General features: G+C 45.2%; 17 protein-coding genes and 1 pseudogene. 7 read left to right on the forward strand and 11 right to left on the reverse strand.

Translation table 11 applies throughout. The features are described from left to right. Nucleotides 1-402 precede the first annotated feature (402 nt). On the forward strand, nt 403-774 hold the full coding sequence (locus QUA70_RS20980; RefSeq protein ID WP_333326132.1) for a helix-turn-helix transcriptional regulator: 372 nt from the start codon (nt 403-405) through the stop codon (nt 772-774). A 432-nt stretch (nt 775-1,206) separates the two neighbouring features. On the opposite strand, the pseudogene QUA70_RS20985 reads toward QUA70_RS20980, so the two are convergent. Continuing rightward, a pseudogene (locus QUA70_RS20985) lies at nt 1,207-1,402 on the reverse strand (IS701 family transposase); the annotation flags it as partial. Between the two features lie 117 nt (nt 1,403-1,519). Between QUA70_RS20985 and QUA70_RS20990 the strand changes: the two are divergent. Continuing rightward, nucleotides 1,520-1,663 (forward strand): hypothetical protein, encoded by a 144-nt coding sequence (locus QUA70_RS20990; RefSeq protein ID WP_333349611.1) that lies wholly within the window; start codon nt 1,520-1,522, stop codon nt 1,661-1,663. 468 nt (nt 1,664-2,131) lie between these two features. Here the strand turns inward: QUA70_RS20990 and QUA70_RS20995 are convergent, their stop codons facing one another. Beyond that, complete coding sequence (locus QUA70_RS20995; RefSeq protein WP_333349612.1) at nt 2,132-2,326, reverse strand: hypothetical protein; 195 nt, start codon at nt 2,324-2,326, stop codon at nt 2,132-2,134. Next, nucleotides 2,323-2,583 (reverse strand): hypothetical protein, encoded by a 261-nt coding sequence (locus tag QUA70_RS21000; protein ID WP_333326138.1) that lies wholly within the window; start codon nt 2,581-2,583, stop codon nt 2,323-2,325. Before QUA70_RS21000 ends, QUA70_RS20995 begins: the two co-directional genes overlap by 4 nt. Before the next feature lie 276 nt (nt 2,584-2,859). On the opposite strand from QUA70_RS21000, the gene QUA70_RS21005 reads away from it, so the two are divergent. After that, the gene (locus QUA70_RS21005) at nt 2,860-3,510 is read left to right on the forward strand and encodes a Uma2 family endonuclease (RefSeq protein WP_333349655.1); all 651 of its coding nucleotides are present in this window, start codon (nt 2,860-2,862) and stop codon (nt 3,508-3,510) included. A gap of 22 nt (nt 3,511-3,532) precedes the next feature. On the opposite strand, the gene QUA70_RS21010 is transcribed toward QUA70_RS21005, so the two are convergent. Beyond that, on the reverse strand, nt 3,533-4,477 hold the full coding sequence (locus tag QUA70_RS21010; protein ID WP_333349657.1) for a glutathione S-transferase C-terminal domain-containing protein: 945 nt from the start codon (nt 4,475-4,477) through the stop codon (nt 3,533-3,535). Between the two features lie 234 nt (nt 4,478-4,711). On the opposite strand from QUA70_RS21010, the gene QUA70_RS21015 reads away from it, so the two are divergent. Together QUA70_RS21015 and QUA70_RS21020 are read left to right on the forward strand one after the other, a co-directional pair. Continuing rightward, entirely contained in the window at nt 4,712-4,936 is a 225-nt protein-coding gene (locus QUA70_RS21015) for an addiction module protein (RefSeq protein ID WP_333349614.1), read from the forward strand. Nucleotides 4,937-4,939: 3 nt separating this feature from the next. Then, a complete protein-coding gene (locus QUA70_RS21020; RefSeq protein WP_333349659.1) occupies nt 4,940-5,239 on the forward strand; it encodes a type II toxin-antitoxin system RelE/ParE family toxin in 300 nt (99 codons plus the stop codon). 59 nt (nt 5,240-5,298) lie between these two features. Here the strand turns inward: QUA70_RS21020 and QUA70_RS21025 are convergent, their stop codons facing one another. Next, nucleotides 5,299-6,201, reverse strand: coding sequence for a hypothetical protein (locus QUA70_RS21025; RefSeq protein ID WP_333349616.1), 903 nt, complete (start codon nt 6,199-6,201; stop codon nt 5,299-5,301). A gap of 331 nt (nt 6,202-6,532) precedes the next feature. Between QUA70_RS21025 and QUA70_RS21030 the strand changes: the two genes are divergently transcribed. Together QUA70_RS21030 and QUA70_RS21035 are read left to right on the forward strand one after the other, a co-directional pair. Beyond that, a complete protein-coding gene (locus QUA70_RS21030) occupies nt 6,533-7,468 on the forward strand; it encodes a class I SAM-dependent methyltransferase (protein WP_333349618.1) in 936 nt (311 codons plus the stop codon). A gap of 303 nt (nt 7,469-7,771) precedes the next feature. Beyond that, on the forward strand, nt 7,772-8,095 hold the full coding sequence (locus QUA70_RS21035; protein ID WP_333349620.1) for a hypothetical protein: 324 nt from the start codon (nt 7,772-7,774) through the stop codon (nt 8,093-8,095). Between the two features lie 32 nt (nt 8,096-8,127). Here the strand turns inward: QUA70_RS21035 and QUA70_RS21040 are convergent, their stop codons facing one another. The 6 genes from QUA70_RS21040 to QUA70_RS21065 all read right to left on the reverse strand — a co-directional run bounded on the left by QUA70_RS21040 (nt 8,128) and on the right by QUA70_RS21065 (nt 14,225). Beyond that, complete coding sequence (locus QUA70_RS21040; protein WP_333349622.1) at nt 8,128-9,480, reverse strand: cytochrome P450; 1,353 nt, start codon at nt 9,478-9,480, stop codon at nt 8,128-8,130. A 106-nt stretch (nt 9,481-9,586) separates the two neighbouring features. After that, on the reverse strand, nt 9,587-10,456 hold the full coding sequence (locus tag QUA70_RS21045) for a methylated-DNA--[protein]-cysteine S-methyltransferase (RefSeq protein WP_333349624.1): 870 nt from the start codon (nt 10,454-10,456) through the stop codon (nt 9,587-9,589). A gap of 266 nt (nt 10,457-10,722) precedes the next feature. After that, nucleotides 10,723-11,232, reverse strand: a complete 510-nt coding sequence (locus tag QUA70_RS21050) for a MogA/MoaB family molybdenum cofactor biosynthesis protein (protein ID WP_190733295.1) — start codon at nt 11,230-11,232, stop codon at nt 10,723-10,725. 83 nt (nt 11,233-11,315) lie between these two features. Then, nucleotides 11,316-11,651 (reverse strand): photosystem II reaction center protein Psb28, encoded by a 336-nt coding sequence (psb28, locus tag QUA70_RS21055; protein ID WP_333057059.1) that lies wholly within the window; start codon nt 11,649-11,651, stop codon nt 11,316-11,318. A gap of 209 nt (nt 11,652-11,860) precedes the next feature. Beyond that, complete coding sequence (locus tag QUA70_RS21060) at nt 11,861-13,321, reverse strand: DUF1565 domain-containing protein (RefSeq protein WP_333349625.1); 1,461 nt, start codon at nt 13,319-13,321, stop codon at nt 11,861-11,863. 307 nt (nt 13,322-13,628) lie between these two features. Then, nucleotides 13,629-14,225 (reverse strand): Uma2 family endonuclease, encoded by a 597-nt coding sequence (locus QUA70_RS21065; protein WP_333326161.1) that lies wholly within the window; start codon nt 14,223-14,225, stop codon nt 13,629-13,631. Nucleotides 14,226-14,311: the final 86 nt, after the last annotated feature.

A 14,311-nucleotide genomic window follows, 5' to 3' on the forward strand; every position in this document is an offset into this window, starting at 1 on the left:
TGTTCTGAGTGCAATTTATCTCACTTAGCCCCAGTCTCCCATAAAATAGGTACTTTATTTCCGCCATGCTGTACTAGATACCATACTCTGCCATTAGTATTCAAATCTTGCCTTTCGTTTCGTAAAACAAGCCGCAGCCATTAGACATCACCGATGAGGAGTCTACAAGCCTTATTGCGTTAAGGCTGGAAGCTTAAATTCGGTTGGCGTCTATTGTGCTCAGGGCAAAATAAAACTGCGCCGACACTACATTATGCGGGCAGAGTTATAATTGATTGAGTTATTAAAGCTGTTAAGCTGTTACTGGGGCTATTGACCGATAACTTCAGGACAATACCACCGCTCAAGGCTAATCATAGATTTTTGTCACAAAACGTTACAATGATTTCCGAAATTTTTAGGATGACTATTGAACGCTACGGGATATCTGGAAAACAGTTATCCAAGTTTTCAGGCGTTAGCGAGAATCATATTTCTGAGTTTCGGCGGGACAAGACAGGCATCTCTACGGAGGTGCTGTGGAAATTAATCGAGGCAATGGACCAGATTAAGCCGGGAGCCCGCGTTTACTTCTGTAATCGGCTGACGGGTGGAGAGGGATTTGGCAACAGCAGCCAGATGTCAGTGCCAAAGCAACTAGAGTCTTTGTTAGATATGCAGATATTGGTTGATGGACTCTCTGACGACAGTTTGGCCTTGCTACTGATGGTAGTGGCGGCGCGGATTAAGAATAGTGTTTCCTCTCCTGCTAAGGGTTTTGAGCTAATTGGCTAATAATTTAACGGCCTGTTTGTATAGGCAAGAATTCCACAGCTCTTGCCTCATTAGACCTCTCCGAAATAAAAATTGCTAGTGCGATCGCCGATAGTATAAAATAGGATTTTACCGTTACCAAAAATATGAGTCAGCTTCAGGAATATATTGATAAGCCTCCATCTGAAACTCAAAGGTTGCTAGGTATGAACTACGAACAACTAGATAAATTTAATTAATTGTTCACGCTGAGGGTTTACACGCTCAAAAACAAGCAGAAATAGAGCAAAAAAACGAGACTTATTAAGGCGGCATGGGGCCGCCATCGTAAGTTAACAGATGCTACTGAAATTCTATTAACTTTATTTAACTTGCATCAACTTTCGATATTTAAAATGTTAGGAATACAATTTGATGTGAGTGAAACAACAGCTAGCGGGACTTAAACAAATTTTAAGCCCAAACCAAGCCTAAACGATCTTTATATGCAGCTTGGGCGTCCATGTTTTCTTGCAGCCCGCGCACAAATCTATAAGATATAGCTCTTCTCAAAGAAAGCTTCTAAGGCCTCACTAAATGTCTCTAATGGTTCCTTGGTTCATCGTCGTCTCAGTCCCCCAGTTAATTGATGCCAAACAATAAAACTGTATTATCCCAATTGGTCGCCTGTTCCTTGTTTGAATCAAATTGATAGTATAGCAGAAAATTTATGGGCAAAGGCCGATGACAGTCGAGCGATGGGGTAAATTCTAGAGATTTAATCGACTTGGCTATTCAAAGGTTAGCGACTCCGATTCCTCAAAAGGCGATCGACAAAGCTGAAGCAGCTTATCAAGTTATGGAACCGATCGATCGATTCAGTATTTTCAAGATCGTCCTGATTATCGGGAAAAATGCTATGAGGTTTTGAGTATCGCAGAGCCAAATAAAGTTATTAACGGTATAGATTTACTCGCTCAGGATTTAGGCGGCGAAATAACAGTCAGGACATTTAGCGAGACTATAAATGATCTTGACAATCCTTCGTTTCCAGGCTCTACGCCGACTTTAGCCGAAATTTGCATAAAAATAAAATTTTGCCGGATAGATGTATACCCCCCATTTCTCTAGAGCGCGGAAATTCAAAGTGAATCAAAAAGCTAGTCTGTAAGCAGCGATCTAAAAACCCGGTTTTTTCAAAAAACCGGGTTTTTAATCAAGTTTTGAAGGTTTCTTAATAAGCTAAAACACATTTAATTTGCACAAACAAAACCAATAAAAATCTTGTGTGGTGTCCCGCCCGCCCTTTCATCCATCCGCCTCCATCGTCCCGCCTGTGCGAGGGATCGGTTCAAAAAAAGCGATCGCGTTCCTTAAACTTTTTGTGGCTTTGGCTAATTTACAATTCTGCTGTTGAGCTATGGAGCAATCGCCTGACTCGATTCAATCTTTGCTGACGAAGCTGTTCGGCCAGCATGGCGTTAATTTCTCCTAATTCTAAATTGACTTCTTGAACCTCCATCCGAGTTCGGCGGAGGTTAGATAGCAAACGTTTGGATGTTTCGGGAGCGGGGATGCGCGGTTGTTTATTCATGGCAAATTATATTCCATCTTAACTTCTTCAATACTACGCTCCAGTGCCGGAATCTTTGCTTGGGTTCGTGCTATAGCTCGTTCTAGTAATTGTAGCATATCAGGAGACGCAACAGGTTGAGATTGGGCAATTTGAAGCTGGATAGTAGATAGTTGAGAGTAAGAGGATTCAGCATCTTCGGCTGCACTTTTCATTTCATCCAGTGCGGTAATCGTTGCCTCTGTCTCTCCACATAGTTCAAAAATGGTTAATTCCAAGGCTAAAGCTTCATTGACAATATCTAAACCCTGCTGTTTTATTTGAGTGATAATTTCACTGGTTCCTGATGTAAATCAGCCCTATTTACACCCCCTATAAAAACTTATTGTCATTAAATTTTAGCCTAAAATAGTGTAAAAGAAAAACGCGATGGCTGTAACATCCCCGATTTATTTAAGAAGCAGTCGGGCTGGTGAGTGTTTTTTTGAGGTGGGTCTACTTAATAACTTATTTCATGTTATCATAAAATCACTTGAGAGCAGAAGGGAATGGCAATGCAAACCCAAGAAAAACCAGCAATCGAAAAGCAACCACAAACAGAGAAACGCTACTACACGCCAGAGGAATATCTCGCATTAGAAGAAAGTGCGATCGACAAAAGTGAATACCTTGATGGGGAGATAGTACCAATGTCAGGCGGAACAGCAAACCACAACAAAATCGCTGGGAACTTTTACAAAAAATTCCCCTTGACTGTGAATGGTCAAGATTACGAGACATTTATCAATGATGTGCGCCTGTGGATACCCCAAACTCGCCGCTACGTCTATCCCGATATCATCGTCATTCAAGGAGAACCAGTCTATCAAGGAAGTAACAAAACAATTGTCACAAATCCTCTGCTAATCGTCGAGGTTTTATCCAATTCAACCAAAGACTACGATCGAGGTGGTAAATTTCTCGCCTATCGCTCAATCCCGGAATTTCGAGAATACATTTTAATTGACCAATACAGCTATCACATGGAACAATTTGCTAAAAATTCTAATGGAAAATGGGTATTAACAGAATATGATTCAGACGAATCTGTATTAATCCTAGAATCCGTAGAATTTCATATGTCGCTGAGAGAGATTTACGCACGAATTGATTTTGATGTTAAAGACGAAGAAGTCAACCAGCCAACAAGTGAAATTCAAGCATAAGATCGAGTCCGCGCCAACTTGTTCAAACACCTGGTTTGTGTGGGACTTTTTCTCGATCGTGAGGTTTGAGCAAGCTCGCCGGATCGGGCCCTGCGGGGATAATGCAGCCTGGATTCAGCGGGAATAAATTGCCGTAATAATCACGCTTCACAGCCTCTAAATCGCAAGTGCCAGCAACTCCCGGTAACTGATACAAGTCGCGCAGATAAGCTCCCAAATGCTCGTAATCCTGAATGCGGCGCACATTGCATTTGAACAAGCTGTAGTAAACTGCATCAAAACGGAATAGAGTAGTAAATAGCCGCACGTCTGCTAACGTCACCCGATCGCCACAAAGGTAACGACTCCTCAAGAGCGATCGATCGATCTCGTCTAAAACAGCAAACAATTCACTACCAGCCGAGTCATAAGCAGCTTGAGATTGCGCGAAACCGCAGCGATAAACGCCATTATTCACCGATTGGTAAATCTTCTCATTCCACTCGTCAATTTGTTCTCGCAAATCCAGAGGATAAAGATCCATTTCAGGATTGCTAGCAAACTCGTTAAACTCCGAGTTTAGCATTACAATAATTTCCGAACTTTCGTTATTGACGATCGCCTTTTTCGAGTCATCCCACAGCACCGGCACTGTACACCGCCCCTGATAGCCCGGTAAAGCCAACTGGTAAAGTTCCGGCATCGTGTTGCAGCCAAATGTCTCCGACTCCATCACCCACATTCCCCCTTCAGAGGGATAGACAATAGACACGGATATCGCATCTTCAAGCCCTTTGAGCGCTCTCGTCACCAGTGTGCGGTGCGCCCAAGGGCATCCCGTACCCACGAAGAGGCGGTACCGTCCCGCAGCGGGCCCGTGAGGGTTGTCTGGTGCAGTGCTGACAAAGTTGCGGAAACTGCTGCTGGGGCGAATGTATGCTCCGGTGCGATCGGGTGGTGCTAGTTTTGACATCATTAATTGCCACATTGATGTCCAGACAAATTTGCCGAGCTTGACTGTTACGGATGAAGGAAGCGATTTGTTTTTCACAATGCGATTAAAAGAGGTTTGCTAAACATAATCTGCTTATTTTAACTCACATTGCGAGGTTTATTCCCTCGTCCCTAGGATCTGCCTGGAAACGCAGATGCTTTGGCTCTGGCTCGAGCTTGGTTTTGAGTTATAATAATCTACTAAGTCCTTGGCGCTTAACTCAAATTTATGGATTTCACAGGCACTTTAAATCAGATCGTCGCCCTCAGCGTTCAAGATCGGATTCGTCTTGTACAAGCAATCTTAGACAGTATAGCGGCAGAACAGGTTCACCCAGACCTGACAGACTTTCAAAAGCAGGAAATCGATCGCCGAATTGATGATTCTGAAGCAAATCCTGATAATGTGCTGACTTGGGAAGGAGTTAAAGCTTCAGTCAAAGCACGAAAATAAACTATCAATTATGCGTTAGTATTCCGTCCAGAAGTTCGTGAAGAAGTTGATGAAGCATACACTTGGTATGAAAGTCAGCAACTAGGACTTGGTGACGAGTTTTTAGACTGTATGGACGAAATGCTCGATCAAATTTGCCAGATGCCGGAGTCCTATCCAGTTGTCTATCGCGATCTTCGGCGATCGGTGGTGCGTCGCTTTCCCTATGCTGTGTATTATCGCATTCTATCAAGCCGAGTGATAGTGACCGCCATTTTTCACGGGCGCAGAGACTCAACAGCATGGCAAACGCGAACCTACTAACAAGTTCCCTCGTTACCATGCTCTGCCTTCCTCTGTTCCCTCACCTGGGAACGACTTTTCTAGGATCGGCCGGAGGCTATTTCAGCATAAGCTCGATCGATCAATCGGCGAGCAACCGTCTGAATTCCCGTATGTTCGTAATAATTGGTAGTCATGTCTAAAAACGCCGCCACATAATCCAATTTGTCATCGGTAACATCAACGTATTGCTTGAGATGGCCTAAAACTATGGCGGGAGTTAAGCCGCGAGACTGTACTAAATTGTTCATCCAACCTTGGGCTGAAGCGAAAGTTGTTGTCACAAATCCGAACTTTTGTGAATTATTTGCACCGGGAATTAGGTTGCTGATATTTTGGAATGTTGAGTTTTGCTGCAAGGTTGAAGGATTCAATCCGCCTAGGGTATTTTGTGCTACTCGAATGAAGTCCGGGCCAAGGGGAATTAAACCGTCAGCACAAACTAAAGCAGCCATCCGCATCAGAGATTCGCCTTTGTAATGGGATAAATAATTACCAAAGCTTCCCACATTGTCAAGGGAAATATTGTTAAGTTTGCAGTAGGCAATTAGCTCGATCGCCACTTTGACGCACAAGTCGATCGTTTGAGTTGTGTCAGCTTTGGGAGTGAGGCGGTTGAGAAAGGAAAGAAAGCCAATGTTTTCGCCGATTTTATTCGCCATAGCCGTTGCACCTAACGCAGTATCGGCGCTGTCTGCTAACTGGTAAAGCCTGACTACGCCTTGATATGGCTCGTTGGGGTTAGCGTAAAGCTCGATCGCGCGATCGCGAATTTTCTCAACTAATTTGCGCTTTGTTTCCCCTGTCACCGCTTGAATAGTATTATCAAAACCCGTGAGATTGTTCCACTCCCCCGGAACCACAAAATCGAGGGATTTGAGCATCATCACAGTGACGCCCCCAGACGGCAAATTGTCAACCAATTCCACAATAGATTTGCTCATCACAAACTCCTGAATAGCCAGATTTAAAGTGTTCTTCCAAATACTCCAACTTCGGCAAATCCGATTCCAGATTCCAGATGAATTCCCCAGAAGGAAGTAGGTAAGCACAAATAAATATTATACCACCCGATCCACTTTTGCCCTACTCTGATCTTTTCTCTCTTCTCTAACTCTGCGTTCTCAGCGCCCTCTGCAGTTCATTTAAAAAAGTCTTTTTCCCAAAACATTTGCATTTCACTCGCCCTCACCAAGTTAAGTTTCATTATATCGATCGACTCAAAATCCTCGCACTGTGTTAAAATAAGTGGCGCAAAATAGAAAAACATAAAACATGACGGTTGCAGTTAACAAAACTCCGGGATTAGCCTCGCGCTTAGTAAATGGCGTCCTTTCCATCAAGCCTTTGGCTAATCTAGCCAAGCACCAAGCGCGGGAAATGATGATAACAAGAGCCGAAAAAATTGGAGTGCATTGGCGACAAGAATCGCAAGCACTTTTAGCTCGAAATTGGGATGCAGAATTGCTCAGTGTCCAAAATTCCGATCTGGTTTACCCGAAATATTATCTAACTTCATTTCACGCTTATGAAAAAGGTAATATGAGTTGGGAAGCTGCTACAGAAGTAGAAGTTGCCGCCCGTACAGTTCACGCGGGAATTTGGCCGGAAGCGGGTGCAGAAGGCGATGCTAAACTCCGCGCCAGCTATCACGAAGTCATCAAATCTCAAATTGCTTCTTCACCGCAGGATATTGTTGATTTGGGATGCAGTGTGGGAATGAGTACCTTTGCCCTTGGGGATGTTTACCCGGAAGCGAAGATGACTGGGGTGGAGTTGTCGCCTTATTTTTTAGCAGTTGCTAAATACCGTTCCCAACAGCGAGAATCTGAATCTTTAAATCAAAAATCTCCGACTTGGGTTCACGCTGCTGCTGAATCTACTGGTTTGCCGGCGGCGGCTTTTGATTTAGTTTCTATTTGTTTAGTTTGTCACGAATTGCCGCAGAAAGCTACTAGAGAAATATTCCGGGAAGCGAGGCGTTTGCTGCGTGTTGGCGGACATTTGACAATTATGGATATGAATCCTCAGTCGGAAGTGTATGCCAAAATGCCTCCTTATATTTTGACTTTGCTCAAGAGTACGGAGCCTTATTTGGATCAGTATTTTGGGTTAGATATCGAGCAAGCTTTGGTAGATTCCGGTTTTGCACAGCCGACAATTACTTGCAATACAGTCCGACACCGGACTATTGTTGCTAAGGCAATATAGCGGTTTTCAGTAAAGTGAAGTACAGATATCGGGTAGGACACGGCACTGCCGTGTCTAAAGCTGTATTTATTTAATTCGATTGAAAACTGCTATAAATGGTAAAGTTGCATAGATATTATTCAATCCTTGGGGCGGTGCGTGAGTGTAAATAGTCTAATCTGTGGATTTAAAAATTTCTGCTATCGCACCCCCTACTGATAAATAATGGCGATGCTACCGGATTTGATATTAGACAGCCGTAGAAGCTATTCACAGCACCATTTGTTAGACATTTTGATAGAACCCTAAAAGAAGGACATGAGCATGAACCCGACCGACCCCTCTCAAAACATCATCGATTGTTTGCAGGTTATCTTGGATGCCACTGCATCGAAAAATTACGAGCTTTTTACTACAGTCGGTGATGCAGGCTACAAAGCGAGCATTACACAAAAAATGTTTGACGATGTTAGCGAGCAGCTTGCTTCCCGCCTGCAAAAGGGATACTCAATTAATTATTTTGGTGAGATAAAACAAGGTAATTTTCCGATTTATTTGTGGAAGCTGAGTTTTGAAGATGGTGGAGATGAATTTGTGGCACACATGACTATGAATGGAGACAAAGTTGCGGGGATTTTCATCGAATAATATATCTTGCTTGAGACGGCGTTTTACTGAATCTAACGCCGATCGCCCACAACCGTTAATCGAAATCGATCGGGCGGCACAAAGGTGATTCCCCGGCGGGCGGGACGAATTGGCCGATCGAGATTCGATACAAACTCACGGGAAGACAGCACTGTGGCTAAAACCAGCTTCATTTCAAACAGCGATAACGCCATCCCGATGCAGCTTCGACTCCCGCCTCCAAACGGTAAAAATTCAGAGGCGGAAAACTTGCGGTCTAAAAAGCGATCGGGATTGAACCCGGCGGGATTTTCGTAGGTTTCAGGGCGACGGTGCGCCAAATAGACACAGGGGATTAAAATCGTTCCCGGTTGATATGTATAGCCTTCGAGTTCGATCGTCCGTTTCACCTTGCGCGGCTGCGAAATTAAGGCAATTGGATAAACCCGCAGCGCTTCCTTGCAGACTGCTGTTAAGTAGGGCGACTGCGAAAGTGCGATCGGATCGGGATTTTCGCCCAATTCATCCAATTCCTGCCGCAACCGACTAAGGCATTCGGGAAACTGATGCAGCCAGTAAAACGCCCAAGTCAACGCCGATCCAGTCGTTTCATGTCCCAACAACAACAGCGTCATCAACTGATCGCGCAATTCTCGATCGCCGATCGATTCGCCGGTGTCGTAGCGGGCCATCATCAACACTGACAGAATATCCGTGCGAGACGAATCGAGAGAATGCGATCGCCTCTCGGCAATTTCCGCATAAATCAGCGAGTCAATCTGCGCCATCTGCTCCAAAAACTGCCCCCACGGGCTCCAAGAGCCCAAATTTTGCTGCAACGGTTCAAAGAAAAATTGTATAGAGTACAGCTCAGAAGTGATCGCCTCTAAAAGCTTACTGAGCAATTGTTTCAGCCGTTCGTAGCGCTCTCCCGGCACTAATCCAAACACGACTTGCAAGATTACTTGCAGTGAAATTTCTGACATTTCTTCGCGGACTGCGATCGCATCTGGGGCTTTCCAGTCGATCGTCTGCTTTTTCGTCAAATCAACAATCAAATGCCCTTGACTGTGCAACTGTTCGCGATGCAGCGCGGGCATTAATAGCTGTCGCTGTCGCAGATGTCGCGGCCCTTCATTCATAATTAGGGATTCATTTCCCACCAGCGGGCGAAATACGTTGGTCACTTTGCCAAACTCAAAGGCATCGGCTAACGTCGTAAACACCGCCTGAATCGCTTCTGGACTGCCCAGAAACACCACGGGGGGCGAAGCGGGCCCCAACACGCGGGCGGTAAATGTATCGCCGTATTTGGCAGAGTAGCGATCAAAAAATGCGATCGGGTCAGCTACCAGCGAAAGCGTTTGGAACAAAGCAGGAGAACGTGATCCGGTAGGCAGGGTCATTGAAAAACTGGCGATACAGCAATATTTCTAGTGTATTATCGATCGACCTTGCACCCTGAAATTTATCTGCGATCGATTGCTTCGGCAAGTAGCAAAAATAGTAATGCTATCGGGATCGATCGCAGATTGTACGGCTAGCTTCCCAACCTAACATGACTGTTTTACGCTCTACTCCCCAGCCATAGCCACCGAGTTCTCCAGATTCTCGAATGACTCGGTGACATGGAATTAAATAGCCGATCGGATTTTTACCGATCGCATTTCCTACAGCTCTAGCAGCAGTTGGGCGTGCTACCAGTTGAGCTATAGTTTGATAAGTTGCGATCGCACCAAATGGCAATTGCAAAAGTGCTCGCCAAACTTGAATCTGAAAGTTAGTGCCTTTTACCAAGAGCGTTAGTGGTTTTTGCTCGCTGAGAGTTTCTGAATTGAAAATCAGGTCACGCAATGATTGAGTCGCTTGCTCATCACGAATGATTTCAGCGTTTTTCCATGCCAATCGAAGTCTTTGTGCGGCGGTTTGTTCGTCTGTTGTCTCCAAAAAATAAAGATTACAAATACCACGGGTAGTTGTCGCGATTAGAGATGTGCCAAAGGGGGTATCATGAATGCCATAGCGAATTTGCAAACCTGCTCCGCCTGCTTTGAACTCCCCTGGTGACATTGCTTCTAAGCTCACAAATAAATCGTGTAATCGTCCGGGACTCGATAGTCTCACGTCCAATGTTAGGTCTAGAAGGCTTTTAGTCTGAGTGATTTGTGACTTGGCATATTCAACTGTCAGATATTGCAAAAACCGCTTGGGGCTAATGCCGGCCCATTGAGTAAATAGCCGTTGAAAATGATATTCACTAAGTCCTATGTGCTGGGCCACAGTTGCCAGATTGGGCTGGTTTAGGTAATGTTGTCGCATAAAGGCGATCGCCCGAGCAATCCGGTGATAATCTTCGCTAGCATAGACACTCGCATTCTGCATCGAAATCATCTAGTCTAAGTCAAGGGAATTTTAATGTTTCCTTACTTTAGCCATAGAGTAGGCTCAAAGCCACCCGTTTCTTGCGGTGAATGCAGTCAGTCGATTTGAGATTTGAGATTTTAGATTTTAGATTGAAGAAAGCGACTTCACTGCTAAACCCGGGGGCTTGCGATGAGGATTCAAAGCTTTTTTCTCACTCCACGGATTCCTCGGGCGATTTGTAACCAAATTTCTTAATTGTCAATCCATTAACCGAACTTTCGCTCTCACCCTCCGCGCAACTGCGTCACCAAGTGAACTAATTCGGGTAAAATTAGCTTTTCCACAGCTAGTTTCACACCATTGCTAGATCCCGGAAGAGAAAAGACTAACTTGCCTTGATACACCCCTGCAACTGCGCGAGAGGCGATCGCCCTCGAACCAATTTCTTGATAGCTCAAAAAGCGAAATATCTCCCCAAATCCCGGTAAAATCCTGTCAAGCAAACTCTCCATCACATCATAAGTCGTATCTCGGGGAGCGATGCCCGTGCCGCCGTTAAAAATGATTGCATCCACATCTTCACGCTGGGAAAAAGCCTGCATTTGCAATACAATTTTGGCCGCATCATCTTTAACAACAGTGTAAGCTACCACAGAGTGACCCGCATCTTTTAGCAGCTTCTTAGTTAACAAGCCACTATTGTCTGTTTCTGCCGAGCGCGTGTCGCTAACAGTAATGATAGCGCAATTGACGGTTATTTTAGATAAGTCGGGGTGAGGAATTTGCGTCGTCATAGTTTCTTCTTCTAAGTAATCGGCAATCGGCAAAGGGCGATCGGCTAACTACCAATTACCAATTACCAATTACCAACTACCCATTATGCCTTGCTAAATCCTAAGCCGTTTGATTCCGAGTAGCGTTCCATAAAACGCATAAATCGATCCCATTCTTCGGGACTTCTCATTAGATAAAGAGCTTCCAAACCCGCAGGCTGACCGTTGATAAACTTAGCCTTAACCTCGCGAGTGAGGAGTTCGCCTTCTTCGTCGATCATGTACATTCCAGTAATGTCTTCGGTACTGGTGCTGCTGAGAGCTTTGGGATTTTCAAAGATAAACGTGGCAGTGCCTTGAGCTCCCGTTTTAGAACGGGTTAGGCGCACTTCGGGCACAGCATCTTCGTCTATACCCCGAGAGAATTGAATTTTAGCCATAATTTGACAGTCGAACCTTAAGGATTGCTTAATTTCTTAATGTTTAATCATAAAACGATTCGGGTACTCGCAAATCAAGACTTGGGAGAGTGGAAGTGGGTGAGAGTGGGTGAGAGTGGGTGAGAGTGAGGCAATCGGAGACAAGGGCGAGGGGATATGGGTTGGTTCTTTGTACCCCAAGTTCTCCTCTCCGTTGTCTCCCAATTCCCTTAGACGATGTAAGGAGAGTTAATAGGATCGGCCCGCTTTGTGGCTACCAGAGTTTGGTAGATGAGGGCGGATATCTCGCCACGGGTGATGTCGTGGGTGGGGGAAAGCTTTTCGCGCGCGGGATAGTTGACCACGATTTTGCGCTCTGTGGCGGTTGCTATCTCATCGGTGGCAAAACTGGGAATCTGAGCTCGATCGACATAAACGCTCAAAGAATTGGGGTTGCCGCCGCCCAACTGCAAGCCGTTTACCAAAGATACGATCGCCTGAACTCTAGTCAAATTCTGCTCCGGGCGAAACGTGCTGTCTGGATATCCAGCCAAAAAGCCAGCTCGATTAGCTTGGGCGATCGCTCCCTTGGCCCAAAAATCCGCCGCCACATCCTTAAAAACCGTCGCCTCACGGCGCGGCACCAATTCAAACGCCTTAGCCAACATAGCCGCATACTCAGCTCTAGTTACACTCTCGTAAGGTTGAAAAGTGCCGTTGGGAAACCCGCTAACAATATTCATCTTTGCCAAGCGATCGATAAAATCCTTAGCCCAGTGCGTGCTGATGTCGCTGAAGTTTAGCCCGCCAGGAGTCGGAGTTGGCGTCACATTGCCCAAATCAAATAAACCTTTCACCCGTGAAGAATTGAGCTGATTTCCCACCGCAGAAATCTTAACGCCAGTCGCATTTTGCAAGTCTAATTCACCGTTATTCAGAAAAATATTGCCGCCCAAATCTTGAGCCGTACCAATATCTGGCAGCGACTTCCCCACCGCAGTCAAACCATCTTCAGTATTTTTTTCAATGCGATTCTTGCGTAAAATCGGCTGAGATTCCCCCGCTAAAACTATACCGGAGCGATTTTCCAAAATTTGGTTATCAGCAATCAAAGGAGCCGACTGAGCTTGCAGAGAAATGCCGAAACCCGTCTTTTGAAAAATATTGCGCCGTATTGCTCCTTTAGCAGTTCCCGCCGTAATTATGCCAGCCGCTGAGTTTTCTACAAATATGTTGTCGAGAATCGCAAGATTAGCGGTTCCCGTGGCAAAAATGCCTTCGCGCTTGCATTGAGTGAAAGTGCAGTTAGCCACAGTCGGAGAAGTGGACTCAATCCAGACTCCCGTGCCGCGACTATCGAGATTAGTAACAGTTACTCCGCGCAATTGGGAATTAGTTGCTAGCAGTATGGTGATATTTTGACCCGCAGCGCTGGGACTGACAAATTTGCCGCTTCCTTGAATTAGAGTGCCTCTACCTTTGTTAGTTTCATTGCCAATAACTTTTACTACTGAGGGAATTTCCAAGGGGAATTGTTCGCCACTAGCTGCGCTGTAAGTTCCCGGTGCTAGTTGAATCGTAGTTCCTGATGCAGCGCGGGCGATCGCACGGGCTATAGTTTTGAATGGGGCTGATTGGCTGCCGACTGCGGAATCGCTGCCTGTTTGCGGGTTGACGTAAAGTGTTGTCATGTTTGTGCCCAAGAGATAATTGGCGATCGAGCTTTTGTGCAATTTTCATTGTCTGTGAACTTGACCCCGGATCTATATTCAGCTTTGATTGCGGAGATTATTTAATTGCACGATATCTGCAACATTACCAATTAGGAGTTGCAACCACAGGGGGATTCCCCCTACAAAAGACTGTATTTCTCGTTCCCAGCAACAGCATAACCAGACTTATTTAAGAAGTCCCGGATATAGGGAGGCTATTTTTTCGAGATGTTGCCAAAACCACTAAAATTTCGATCGCGAATTAGGAAAATCGAACGTTTTGCTGTCATGTACGATCGAGCGAGATTCCCTGCCCAAAAACCTTAACCGCTTCAGCTAAATCAGTTTCACCCATTAAAATGCAGCGTCTTAGCAAATCGATATCTAGCGTTTCCAATCCTGACAGTTGACTCTGAATTACTTGCTCGTAGCCATCTTCCCCAAGATGATACAGCCGCAGCGTGCCATCTTCCCAAAACCAGATTTCAGGCACGCCCAAAGCGCGATATTTTGGCAACTTGCTCAGTCCACCGCTAGTATAAATCACCTCGATCGACAAATCGGGAATCAACTTAGGTTCTCCCAAACAAAACGATTTGTCTGCTTGAGTTGAAGCTTCTGGCGTCTTCTCCTGCGTCATTGAACCAGAAGGGTAAAACTTAATACCTTGTTGCAGCAGAAAAGTGGTCACCAAATAACCGATGATTTCAGAAAAATTTTCGTGTTGGAATCCCGGCATCAGAATCTCGATCGCCCCTGCAAAAAAAGACAACTTTATGCCAGGGGAATCTTCCGAAACCTTCTGGATTAACTTGAATTGCTCCCAAGTGCCGTTGAGCACCACTCGCCCATCGAGAGTTTCCCGATCGAGAACTTGTGTCATTGACCCGCACCATTATCTCCTATCGGCATTATAACGCATTGTGCGATCGCTCCTACAGAAGATCCGTGCAGCAAATGTAGCTTCAG

The sequence above is a fragment of the Microcoleus sp. LAD1_D5 genome, assembly GCF_036702115.1.
In the GTDB taxonomy this organism is placed as follows: domain Bacteria; phylum Cyanobacteriota; class Cyanobacteriia; order Cyanobacteriales; family Microcoleaceae; genus Microcoleus.

What these genes read in the sequence shown, in the direction of transcription:
- QUA70_RS20980 (WP_333326132.1), top strand. Translation starts at nt 403, where the DNA reads ATGACTATTGAACGCTACGGGATATCTGGAAAACAGTTATCCAAGTTT.
- QUA70_RS20995 (WP_333349612.1), bottom strand. Translation starts at nt 2,326, where the DNA reads ATGAATAAACAACCGCGCATCCCCGCTCCCGAAACATCCAAACGTTTG.
- QUA70_RS21005 (WP_333349655.1), top strand. Translation starts at nt 2,860, where the DNA reads ATGCAAACCCAAGAAAAACCAGCAATCGAAAAGCAACCACAAACAGAG.
- QUA70_RS21010 (WP_333349657.1), bottom strand. Translation starts at nt 4,477, where the DNA reads ATGTGGCAATTAATGATGTCAAAACTAGCACCACCCGATCGCACCGGA.
- QUA70_RS21015 (WP_333349614.1), top strand. Translation starts at nt 4,712, where the DNA reads ATGGATTTCACAGGCACTTTAAATCAGATCGTCGCCCTCAGCGTTCAA.
- QUA70_RS21025 (WP_333349616.1), bottom strand. Translation starts at nt 6,201, where the DNA reads ATGAGCAAATCTATTGTGGAATTGGTTGACAATTTGCCGTCTGGGGGC.
- QUA70_RS21030 (WP_333349618.1), top strand. Translation starts at nt 6,533, where the DNA reads ATGACGGTTGCAGTTAACAAAACTCCGGGATTAGCCTCGCGCTTAGTA.
- QUA70_RS21035 (WP_333349620.1), top strand. Translation starts at nt 7,772, where the DNA reads ATGAACCCGACCGACCCCTCTCAAAACATCATCGATTGTTTGCAGGTT.
- QUA70_RS21040 (WP_333349622.1), bottom strand. Translation starts at nt 9,480, where the DNA reads ATGACCCTGCCTACCGGATCACGTTCTCCTGCTTTGTTCCAAACGCTT.
- QUA70_RS21045 (WP_333349624.1), bottom strand. Translation starts at nt 10,456, where the DNA reads ATGCAGAATGCGAGTGTCTATGCTAGCGAAGATTATCACCGGATTGCT.
- QUA70_RS21050 (WP_190733295.1), bottom strand. Translation starts at nt 11,232, where the DNA reads ATGACGACGCAAATTCCTCACCCCGACTTATCTAAAATAACCGTCAAT.
- psb28 (WP_333057059.1), bottom strand. Translation starts at nt 11,651, where the DNA reads ATGGCTAAAATTCAATTCTCTCGGGGTATAGACGAAGATGCTGTGCCC.
- QUA70_RS21060 (WP_333349625.1), bottom strand. Translation starts at nt 13,321, where the DNA reads ATGACAACACTTTACGTCAACCCGCAAACAGGCAGCGATTCCGCAGTC.
- QUA70_RS21065 (WP_333326161.1), bottom strand. Translation starts at nt 14,225, where the DNA reads ATGACACAAGTTCTCGATCGGGAAACTCTCGATGGGCGAGTGGTGCTC.